The 11,654-nt window shown below is 48.4% G+C and carries 6 protein-coding genes; 5 read left to right on the top strand and 1 reads right to left on the bottom strand.

The genetic code is table 11. The annotated features are described in order from the left end of the window. Positions 1-9 precede the first annotated feature (9 nt). The 5 genes from H3H32_RS35520 to H3H32_RS35500 all read left to right on the top strand — a co-directional run bounded on the left by H3H32_RS35520 (position 10) and on the right by H3H32_RS35500 (position 10,840). Positions 10-2,430: an ABC transporter permease gene (locus H3H32_RS35520; protein ID WP_182460416.1), complete on the top strand. Its 2,421-nt coding sequence runs from the start codon at positions 10-12 to the stop codon at positions 2,428-2,430. A gap of 123 nt (positions 2,431-2,553) precedes the next feature. Further along, the gene (locus H3H32_RS35515; protein ID WP_182460415.1) at positions 2,554-4,980 is read left to right on the top strand and encodes an ABC transporter permease; all 2,427 of its coding nucleotides are present in this window, start codon (positions 2,554-2,556) and stop codon (positions 4,978-4,980) included. Between the two features lie 50 nt (positions 4,981-5,030). Further along, positions 5,031-7,493 carry an ABC transporter permease gene (locus H3H32_RS35510; RefSeq protein ID WP_182460414.1) on the top strand — a complete coding sequence of 821 codons (2,463 nt, stop codon included), beginning with the start codon at positions 5,031-5,033 and terminating at the stop codon, positions 7,491-7,493. A 90-nt stretch (positions 7,494-7,583) separates the two neighbouring features. Beyond that, positions 7,584-10,031 carry an FtsX-like permease family protein gene (locus H3H32_RS35505; protein ID WP_182460413.1) on the top strand — a complete coding sequence of 816 codons (2,448 nt, stop codon included), beginning with the start codon at positions 7,584-7,586 and terminating at the stop codon, positions 10,029-10,031. Between the two features lie 203 nt (positions 10,032-10,234). Continuing rightward, complete coding sequence (locus H3H32_RS35500; RefSeq protein ID WP_182460412.1) at positions 10,235-10,840, top strand: hypothetical protein; 606 nt, start codon at positions 10,235-10,237, stop codon at positions 10,838-10,840. Between the two features lie 43 nt (positions 10,841-10,883). Here the strand turns inward: H3H32_RS35500 and H3H32_RS35495 are convergent, their stop codons facing one another. Then, entirely contained in the window at positions 10,884-11,333 is a 450-nt protein-coding gene (locus tag H3H32_RS35495; RefSeq protein WP_182460411.1) for a hypothetical protein, read from the bottom strand. Positions 11,334-11,654 lie beyond the last annotated feature (321 nt).

Raw genomic sequence — 11,654 nt, 5'->3', positions numbered from 1 at the left:
CGAGTACCCATGCTGCAAAACTATATCAAAATCGCCTGGCGGAATCTGGTTCGCAATAAGGCGTTCTCAGCCATCAACATTACAGGACTAGCACTTGGATTAGCCACCTGTATGCTCATCAGCCTGTTTATACTTGATGAACTCAGCTACGACCGTTTCAACGAAAAGGCCGATCAAATTGTACGCGTCATTTTCAAAGGCTCGATGCAGGGTGGCCAGATGAACGAAGCGCACGTAATGCCACCCGTTGCCAAAACCCTCAAAGCCGATTATCCAGAAGTACTGGAATCCACCCGATTACGTATAGGTGGAGCGCCACTCATTACAGTTGGCGACAAAACCTTCAAGGATAACGCCATTGCCTACGTAGATTCTAATTTTTTCCAGGTATTCACACTCCCTCTTCTTCAGGGCGACGCCAAAACTGCCCTGATTCGCCCCAATACGGCAATTATTACCCAGGCAATGGCTCAGAAGTATTTCGGGAACGAGAACCCCATTGGCAAAGTAGTATCCCTCAAAGACTGGAACACAACCTATCAAATTACCGGTGTCATGGACAAGGTGCCCACCAACGCACACTTCCATTTCGACCTGTTTGTCTCGATGGCCAGTCACCCGGATGCCAATTCGAATTCTTGGATGACGTCCGAATTCCATACCTACTTAGTCTTGCCAAAGGGGTACGATTACCGGCAGCTGGAAGCCAAAATGCCACAGGTGGTGGAGAAATATATGGCCCCTCCGTTACAACAGGCGATGGGCATGACCTTGGCCCAATTCCGTCAAAAAGGCAATGACATTGGTCTGTTTCTGGAACCGCTGACCGACATCCACCTTCGTTCGAAGATGACGATGAATCTGGAAGCGGGGAGCGACATTCGCTATGTTTATATTTTTGGCGCTGTAGCTCTGTTTATGCTGCTGATTGCCTGCATTAATTTCATGAACCTGTCCACAGCAGGGGCCTCTAAACGGGCCAAAGAGGTGGGGATTCGGAAAGTGCTGGGTTCGGTTAAAATGGCACTCGCCAATCAATTTCTGGTTGAATCGCTCCTGTTGACGGCGATTGCGTTGCTCCTTGCCATTGGCTTGGTTTATATGGCATTGCCGCTTTTCAACCAACTGGCAGGCAAGGAATTAACGTTAAACTTCACAACGAATGCCTGGTTATTGCCAGGTTTGCTGATACTCGGCTTGCTGGTAGGTGTTCTGGCCGGAAGCTATCCAGCCTTTTTCCTGTCGTCGTTCAAGCCGATTGCGGTGTTGAAAGGTAAGTTCACATCGAGCCGAAACAGTATCGGGTTACGCAGCGGTTTGGTCGTTTTTCAATTCTTCATTTCGATCTCACTGATGGTCGGCGCTACGGTAGTCTATCGCCAACTCAGCTACATTCAGAACAAGAAATTAGGCTACGACAAAGATCAGGTGCTGGTATTACCCGAGACCTGGTTACTAGGCAAAAAGGAAGATGTCTTCCGAAATCAGATCATGCAGGACCCTCGCGTCGTGAACGTTAGTACATCCGGTTACCTGCCTGCTGGCCCAAGTAATAACAACAACTTCACGGTTTATCCCGAAACCAATTCAACGCAACTAGTAAAAACCCTCCGATACGATGTCGATTACAACTACATCCCAACACTGGGCATGAAACTGGCAACTGGCCGGAATTTCTCCCAGCAATACGGTACCGATTCGTTGGGTGTAATTCTGAATGAGACAGCCGCTAAAACGTTTGGCTGGAGCGATAAGGCCTTAGGCCACACCATTACCAACGCTACCAACGAAGGAAAAAAATTCACCTATCACGTGATTGGCGTCGTAAAAGATTTCCACTTTAAGTCGATGCATGAACAAATTGCGCCTTTAGTCATGGTGCTGGGTCGTAATTCGGGAACGGTGATTGTGAAGGTAAAAACGAAAGACATTTCGGGACTTTTGACCAGTTTGAAACAGCAATGGAGCCAGCTCATGCCCGACGCCCCTTTTGCCTATTCGTTTCTGGACGAACGCTTTATGGCTACGTATCGGGCAGAACAGAAAATTGGCAGAATTCTCGGCATCTTTGCCGGGCTAACCATTTTCGTCGCCTGCCTGGGCTTGTTCGGACTAGCTACATTCACAGCTGAACAGCGAACCAAAGAAATCGGCGTACGAAAAGTACTTGGTGCTTCGGTCGCCAGCATTGTGGCTTTACTCTCGAAAGACTTTTTGAAGCTGGTAGCGATTGCCATCGTCATTGCTGTACCGGTAGCCTGGTATGCTATGAGTCGGTGGCTGGAAGACTTCGCCTATAAAATTGACATTTCGTGGTGGATGTTCGCCGTGGCGGCCGTGCTATCGGTAGGTATTGCGCTACTAACGGTGAGTTTCCAGAGCATCAAAGCCGCACTGATGAATCCGGTGAAGAGTTTGCGATCTGAGTAGAGCCGCAACCCTTTGCGGCTCATACCCCGGATGGCTTTAGCTGAGACTAAAAATGCTGACGCACAGGAGACGCAAGGGATTGCCGCACCGGCGGACCGGTCTCTACAAATTTCCTCAAACCATATGCTAGCAAACTACCTCAAAATAGCCCTGCGAATTATCAGGAAAGATACCACGTTCAGCCTCATTAATGTGGTGGGACTGGCCAGTGGGTTGGCAGTGGCACTGCTCATTATTCAGTATGTGCGCTTCGAACTGAGTTACGAACAGTCGAACCCACGGGCTAATCAACTGGTGCGACTCACCATCGATTATATGAACGGTGGTACAGTAGACGCACAGGATGCCGAAAATTATCCTCCAATTGGCCCAAAAGCCAAGCAGGAAATGAGTGAGGTAATCGACTATACACGCGTCTATGATGTTGTCAAACCTAATCCAACCATTCAGATTGGCACTAATTATTTCTTGCTGGATAAAATCTACGCCGTCGATCCTTCCTTTTTCTCGCTATTTAATTACCCGCTGCTTCAGGGAAATCGGAACGGTCTTTTTACGAAGCCTCGTCAGGCTGTGCTGACAGAAAAAACAGCGTTGACCTACTTCAAGAAGCTCGATGTAGTGGGTAAAACCCTGAAAATTCCCAAGTCAAACGGGAGCATTCTGGTAGACATAGTCGGCGTTGTACCCAATAGCCCGGCGAATACCCATCTAAAATTCGATATGCTGCTCTCCTACCCGACCATGCTGTCGGACTTTGGCGAATGGGAAGACAACTGGAATAATAATAACACGTACACCTATGTACAATTAGCTCCAAATACCAAATATGAAGGGTTTACCAAATCGCTGGCGGCTTTCAGCGACCGATTGATCAGGGACAAAAAGATAGTAAACGATCGAGTAATCGGTCAGAAGGTCGGCGACATACACCTGCACTCTCACAAAACATTTGAGCCGGAGCCAAATGGCGAAGCGCGGTCGGTGTACTTTCTGCTGGGCGTAGCCTTTCTGGTGCTTCTGAGCGCCTTTGTTAATTACGTAAATCTGACCACCTCTAAGGCCCTTGACCGAGCACGGGAAATTGGTATGAGAAAGGTGATTGGTTCCACCCAGAGACAGATAAAAGCGCAGATTTTCACAGAAACCGTTCTGATCAATATCGTTGCCGGAATATTGGCGGTAGGGCTGGTCATGACCCTACAGCCCCTGTTTGTTGAAGTGTCGGGGTTGCCTGAAGGCTTTACGGTATTCGGCGATATATTTTTCTGGGAAAGCCTTGGTGCGTTTCTGTTGCTGAGTACGCTGTTGTCAGGATTTTATCCGGCTTTCGTGCTGTCCTCCTTCGATCCGGTTACGGTACTCAAGGGCAGTTTCTCACGATCTACCAAAGGGCTATTGCTACGAAAATCGCTCGTGGTTTTTCAGTTTACGATTACCTTAATTCTGCTGGTGCAAACATTCGCGGTGTATTGGCAGGTGAATTTTCTGCGAGATCAAAACTTAGGGATAAACATTGACCATACCCTGGTGGTGAAAGCTCCGGTAGGAATCGATAGTCAACAGGATTATAGTAGGTTCCGACAGATGCTGCTCAACCAGTCGCAGGTAAAGGCGGTATCACTTTCGAGTACAGTACCAGGCTTGGCATCTTCACAAATGGGTACGACGACGGGGATTAATTTGTCGGATGCTGCCAAGAAAACCTCCTATAATTATTACCTGACCCGGATCGACACGTCGTTTATCGACCTGATGGGTCTTAAACTATTGGCGGGCAAAAACTTCGATCTAACAACCCGACCCGGTTTTTCGGACACAACGAACCGACAACTTATTGTCAATGAGGAAACAATCCGGCTTTGGGGCATTCCTACGCCTGAAGAGGCTATTGGCAAACGGGTAGACCTTTGGGGGAATAAGGCAACGATTCGGGGAGTTGTCAACAATTACCACTACGAATCACCGAAGGCGGCCTACATCCCAATCATACACATGTATTCGCCCAAATTCGATTCGTTTGCCAGCGTAAAGTTTGCGGGCGGCAATGCCAGCGAACAACTCGCCACGCTGAAAAATGTGTACAAGGCTAACTTCCCTTATTCACCGTTTAGCTACTTCTTCATGGACAGTGAGTACGACAAACAGTATAAAGCCGATGAGCGCTTTCAGCAGGTATTTGGTGCCCTGACGGGTTTTGCCATCCTGATTTCCTGTTTAGGTCTGTTCGGTCTGGCTACGTTTACCGTTTCCAAGCGAACGAAGGAGATCGGTATTCGCAAGGTGATCGGAGCCAGTACCACGAACCTAATGATTTTACTGTCCAAAGATTTTATAAAGACCGTGCTGGTCTCCATAGCCATCGGCCTTCCCATTACGTACTTTTTAGTTAAAAACTGGCTGGCGAATTACGCGGCTCGTATCGAACTAAGCTGGTGGCTTTTTGCGGTGCCTGCCCTATTAGTCTTGTGTCTGGTTTTAGTTTCCATTGGTAGCAAAACGATTGCCACCGCCCTGATGAATCCTGTTAAAAGTTTAAAAACGGAATAGAAACGCCGACGTAGAGACAACGCATGCGTTGTCTCTAACCCCACAAAATCATGCTTAAAAGTTATCTAACTACTGCCCTCCGCGCCCTGAAGCGCAACTGGAGTTATTCGGTCATCAATGTGCTGGGACTAACCCTCAGCCTGGCCTGTTGTCTACTACTGTTTCTGGCTATTCGCTACGAATTAAGCTTTGATAAACACAATGCGCAGGCCAACCAAACGTACCGACTTGTTTCCTACAACAAGAAATCAAATGACGACCGACGGCAGGCGGGCATTCCGTTGCCTGCCCTGGCTGCCCTTCGAAACGATTACCCGAATTTAAAACATGACGTCACGATGGTTAACCGCATTACGAATGTGGTGGTAACCGTGGGGGAAAAATCGGGAGTGCCCGCCAAAAAGTTTCAGGAGGGCGATGGAGTGGTGGCCTTCGCAGAGCCCGAATATTTCCGATTGTTCGATTTCAATTGGGAAAGCGGCAGCTCGCAAACGGCGCTCAACAACCCTAACACGGTTGTCCTGAGCGATCGGATGGCTCAGAAGTATTTTGGTACGACGAATCCAATGGGCAAAACCCTTCGCGTTGAGAACAAAATGGATTTTGTGGTAACGGGCGTTGTTCAGGCTCCACCCGCCACAACCAGTATGCCATTTGAAGTATTGTTGTCGTTTGCCTCGCTGAAACAGTTTGGTGCCAGTACAAATTGGGACGACTGGCAGTCGACGTATGGTGGCGCTCAGATTTACCTGAAGCTGCCAGGCACATCGGAGGATCAACCGCTTGAATTGGCGAAGATGGATAAGCAGTTAGTCGCTTTCGTCAACAAATACCAAAAGCCTGAAGATGCCCGAGATCTGGTCTATGCCCTACAACCACTGACCAGCATCCATACCGATACCCGCACCGACAACTACGCCAAACGGACTGTCAGCATGGAAATGATCTGGGCAATGGGTCTGATTGGTCTGTTCATTCTGGTAACGGCTTGTGTTAACTTCATCAATCTGGCTACAGCGCAGGCAATTCGTCGGGCTAAAGAAGTGGGCGTTCGGAAAGTGCTGGGAAGCTCGCGCGGTCAATTAGTACGGCAGTTCCTGGGCGAAACAGGCGTATTAACAGGCCTCGCCATGGTGTTGGCTTTTGTTCTCGCACAGGTATCGTTGCCCTATGTAAGCGAATTACTCAATATCAAACCAGGAGCAACCACCTTGCTTGATCCTGTCGTGATCGTTTTTCTCGTTACCCTGGGCGTAATCACTACCGCACTGGCAGGCTTTTATCCGGCGCTGGTGCTATCGGGCTACCAACCTATTCTGGCTCTAAAAGGGAAGATGCGGGCATCGCAGGCTGGGTCATCGGGCATTAATCAACTAACGCTTCGCCGGGGGCTGATTGTCGGGCAGTTTGCCATTTCACAATTGCTCATCATCGGAACGATCATTGCCTACAACCAGATGAAGTACTTCCGGTCGGCCGATTTAGGGTACAGCCGGGATGCTGTTCTGAACGTCTACATTCCCGACAATAAGGCTGGTACATTAGAAGGTCTGAAAGCCAAATTAACGGGTCTACCCGGCATACAGTCGATGAGTTTTGGGATGACAACCCCTTCATCGACCAGCAACTGGACAACGGGTTTCCGTTTTGAAAACGACGAAAAAGAACCTGATTACGGCGTCCTGATGCGCCCCGCCGACACTGCCTATGTGCATACGTACGGGCTGAAGATTATTGCTGGCCGGATGTTCCAACCTGCCGATTCGATGCGTGAGTTTGTCATCAATGAGGCTTTCATGAAACGCTTAGGTTTCCAAAAGCCCGAGCAAGTCATCGGCAAGTTCATGAAAGTGAACGGCGAAGAGTTGAAAAAGCCTATTGTTGGAGTCGTGAAAGACTTTAACGCCTTTTCACTACATCAAAAAATTGAGCCAAGTGTATTGACTTCCTACCGCGATCAATACCGAACGCTGGGCATCAAACTCGCACAAGGCCAAACGAGTCCGGAAGCGATTAGCAGTCTGTTAGCCCAAGTTGAAACCGCCTGGAATGCTACCTACCCCGACTTTGTGTTTAAATACACCTTCCTCAACGAGACGCTCGCTAATTTTTACAAAAGCGAAGAGCGGATGTATTCGTTGTTCCGGTTGCTGGCGTTGATTGCCATTTTCATCGGTTGCCTGGGCCTCTACGGTGTCGTTTCATTCATGGCCGAAACCCGAACCAAAGAAGTGGGCATTCGGAAGGCATTGGGGGCGTCAACAGCCAACATCTTTGGCTTATTCTCCATTGATTTCGTCAAACTCGTATTGGCCGCTCTGGTGCTCAGTTCGCCGTTGGCCTGGTACGTGATGAATCAATGGCTCCAGAAATTCGCCTTCAAAATAGACATCGAATGGTGGATGTTCGCCCTGGCAGGTTTACTGGCAGTAAGCGTTGCGCTGCTGACGGTGAGTTTCCAAAGCATTAAAGCCGCCATGATGAATCCGGTGAAGAGTTTACGAAGTGAGTAGCATCATTAATGTAAAATGTACAATGGATAATGAGTAAACAATCCTAGTTATTCATTTTACATTATCCATTGTACATTACCCCACTGCCCCATGCTAAAAAGTTACCTCAACATCGCAATTCGCAACCTTAGCCGGAATCGGCTGACTACGGCGCTCAACGTTGTAGGCTTATCGATTGGTGTAGCGGCCTGTCTGGTCATTTATCTGATCGTTCAGTTTGAGTTTAATTTTGATCAGCATGTGCCCAACAGTGGGCAGGTGTATCGGCTGGTGTCGAAGTTTAAATTTGGCGACGATTTTTACCATAATCCCGGTTTGTCGGCCCCAATTCCGGCCGCCGTGCGTACCGAACTGACCGGCACAAAAACAGTAGCCGCTTTTCATACGGGTAGCTTTGAAGTTGTTGAGGTGCCTCGTCCGGGAGCTGAACCTATTCGTGTTCGTACCCCGGACAATGAACATGACTGGCTGGCTATTACCGATGCCGCCTTCTTTGAGATTATGCCCCGTCAGTGGATAGCGGGTTCCCCTAAGGCATCTCTATCAAAACCGGGGCAAATTGTGCTAACGGAGCGTCAGTCTCGCCTGTATTTCGGCGATGCCAGTCCTGCCGTTATTGGCCGTCGGCTCATTGGGCAGCAATATCGGGATACATTGGCATTGACGGTTTCGGGCTTACTGAAAGACCTCGACGCACCCAGTGATTTTGATTTCAAGTCGTTCGTTTCCCTCGCTACCGTAAGCACCAGCAAGAAGCGTCGTGACAATTTGAGCTTTGCGGAATGGAACAACACCAACTCATCTTCGCAATGTTTGCTCACGCTAACGCCCGGTACCGATCCGAAGCGCTTTGGGGAGCGCGTTATCAAGATGGTAGAAAGCCACATGCCTGCCAGTGAAGAGAAAGGGAATCGCTGGTTTATTCTCCAGCCGCTGGCCGATGTACATTTCAATGTCGATTACGGTAGTGGTGGTCACGTAGCACACCGCCCAACCTTGCTGGTACTTGGGCTGGTTGGCATTTTTTTATTGCTGCTGGCCTGCATCAATTTTATCAACATGGCTACGGCCCAATCGACACAGCGGGCTAAGGAAATCGGGGTACGGAAATCGTTGGGGAGTGCGCAGAAACAGTTGATATTCCAGTTTTTAGGCGAAACTTTCGTGCTTACCCTACTGGCAACAGGCATTGCAATAGTGCTGGCGCAAGGGGCTTTAGCCTATCTCAGCGATATTGTACCGACAGGGGTTGCACTTGATTTTTCGCAGCCACAACTGTATATTTTTCTGCTCCTCGTTGCCCTTGTAACGGCTCTTCTGGCAGGAATTTATCCCGGCCTACTTATTTCAAAGCTTTCTCCTGTTTTAGCGCTTCGCAACCAGACCACTCAGGCGGCAGGTAGCGCGAGCCTGCGCAAAGTCCTGATTGTAGGGCAGTTTGTTGTAGCACAAGTATTCATAGTTGGTGCGTTGCTGGTTGGTCAGCAGCTTCGATTCCTGATCAACTCCGATCTGGGTTTTCAACGCGAAGCTATCGTAACATTCAGTACACCAACCAGCAGTTTTTTCAACGGCGATCGTCATGATGTCCGGTTTACACTGGCCGATCAAATCCGTAAGCTAACCGGCGTTGAACGCGTAAGTATGGCGAATCAGACGCCTATTGCTGGTGGCTGGTCTACCTCAACGCTGGAATTTGCCGGTAAAAAGGGGAAGATAAAAGTAAATGTGTACCGCAAAGAGGCCGATACCGCCTACCTTGGATTGTATGGCATGAAACTATTGGCGGGCCGCAATCTGCTCCCAAGTGATACTGCCCGAGAGTACATTGTCAACGAAACGCTGGCGAAACGAATTGGCTTCCTGAATCCGGCCGATGCGGTTGGGAAGGTATTAGACAAATTTCCCATCATTGGTGTGGTGCGCGATTTTCACCACCGTTCGTTGCACAACGCTATTCAGCCTACCGCGCTAATGAGCCACAAAGGCAATTTGCACGTTTTCAATATCCAGTTCCGACGGGGTGGTGCCGATTCGTTCGACAAAACGCTGGCCCAAATCAAAACACTTTGGGGAAACACCTATCCCGACGAAGCCTTTACTCCTAAATTCTTCGACGAGTCGGTAGCCGAGCTCTACGGCAAGGAACGAAATCTGGGCAAATTGATCACGCTGGCTACGGGTATCGCCGTACTGATCAGTTGCCTGGGTTTGTTTGGGCTGGTAACGTTTACCGCCGAACGCCGGATGAAGGAAATCGGCGTGCGGAAAGTGCTGGGTGCATCCATCGCGAGCATCGTTACCTTACTGGCCAAAGACTTCCTGATTCTTATACTGATTGCGGTATTCATCGCATCGCCAGTGGCCTGGTGGGGTGTCGATCGCTGGTTGCAGGACTTCGCGTACAAAATCGACATTGGGTGGTGGCTGTTCATTCTGGCAGCCCTGTTGGCAGTAGGCATTGCGCTCCTGACCATCAGTTTCCAAAGCATTAAAGCGGCCCTGATGAATCCGGTGAAGAGTTTACGAGCGGAATAATGTATGTAGAGACGCAATCCTTTGCGTCTCCTGTCCCGGATGGTTTTCTCTATTTGGGTACTAATTGCTGACGCATAAAGAGACGCAAAGGACGGGCCGCCGGTGCGGTTGCGTCTCTACTTTTTATCCCCAAAAGCAACGTGCGACGAAAACTGGTGTCATTGGGTTAATGAATTCGTAAAAACCGACTAACAACAATTCGCATGAAAACGCTTCTAACGACCGTATTGGCGCTAGCCACCTCCTTAGTCTTTGCTCAACACCACAACTCAATCAGCCGTAGCATCAATGACGATGGCAAAACTTTATCGATTCGGGTTAAGGGAACTGTTGATGGAAACCCAATTGATTATGACCGCACGTTCGACGTATCTAACTTAAATCGGGATGAGCGCGACGCCCTTCGTGAGCACATTCTGGATTCACTCAATGTTAGCACGCCCGAACCAATTAAACCACTGAAACCCCTCAAAGCCCCTCGTGCTGCACTGGCACCACACGCTCCAATTGCACCCAAGGCATCCAAAAGTCCAGAATCAGTAGCCATTATCAGCAGCGATCAGGAGACGGTGTCGGTTACTAACGGCGATAACCAGACGATGGCGGTGGGCGGCAAACACCCGTTTGTCAAAGTGGTCAACTACAATTCTGACTCTGGTCAATTGTATCTCCGTTATAAATTTCAAAAAGATGGGGATGATGTCACCTACGAACGTACCCTCGACGTACAGAATAAATCGCAACAGGAACGGCAACAGTTGATCGACGATATCGAAAAATCAATAGGGCTACCGAAGGCCGGGAAGTAGCCATGCATGGAGCAGGGTTGAGAAGTCGTTTTCGCGCTCCATGCTATAAAAATTCGTTCAGATCTATATCAAGGACCTGTGAAAATGAAGGTGCTTCTGTTATCCAGCCATTATTTTTCCGATACTGATACCAGTCTTTCATTTTGTAGTTGTAAACGAATCCTTCTAAAATACCATAGTTGTCTTCTTCGATGAGTTGAGCAACTTTTTTAAGATCTTTCCTCAAACCTTCCTGATTACAAATTTCAAAAATGATACGACTTTCAGCGGTTTCATTATCATATAGCAACAGGTCAGGTACAGGACTAGCCTTTGCTTCATCAAGCATCGTTTCTGGAAACGGTTCGAGTTCGATGACTTTGTCTACGTAATAGAGCATACCTAATCGAGTGTTGAGCTTACTAATAACTCGCTGATGGTCTTTTGGACCATAAACACTCATATCATCTTCGTGAACCATCGAATAATCGAAAGGTTGTTTGTTGCTGTACATACGGATCTGTTTTTGACTAATCAAATATATCTAAAAACGAACGTTCATCGTCAATAACGATACACATAGTCCATTTCTGTCGACTATCAGATAAGGTTCTTCAGATAGAAGGCAAGTCTCTAGACGCTGTCACTCATTGCATGCGGACCCATGACTCACTCTGGCTGACCGTTTGTGGACAGCGAAATCGTCCGTTTGTGGACATTAGCCTCAGAAGTCCAACAGATAAATATTTGAAAATCAATACATTATTTATTTGGTACAGCATTTGGGTGTTGATTAGAAAAGGCAGGAGATATATACTATATACATTCTCCCTAA

The sequence above is a fragment of the Spirosoma foliorum genome (assembly GCF_014117325.1).
Lineage (GTDB): Bacteria > Bacteroidota > Bacteroidia > Cytophagales > Spirosomataceae > Spirosoma > Spirosoma foliorum.
The sequence above is the reverse complement of the archived record's forward strand: the minus strand, read 5'-3'. Positions and strand labels throughout refer to the sequence as shown.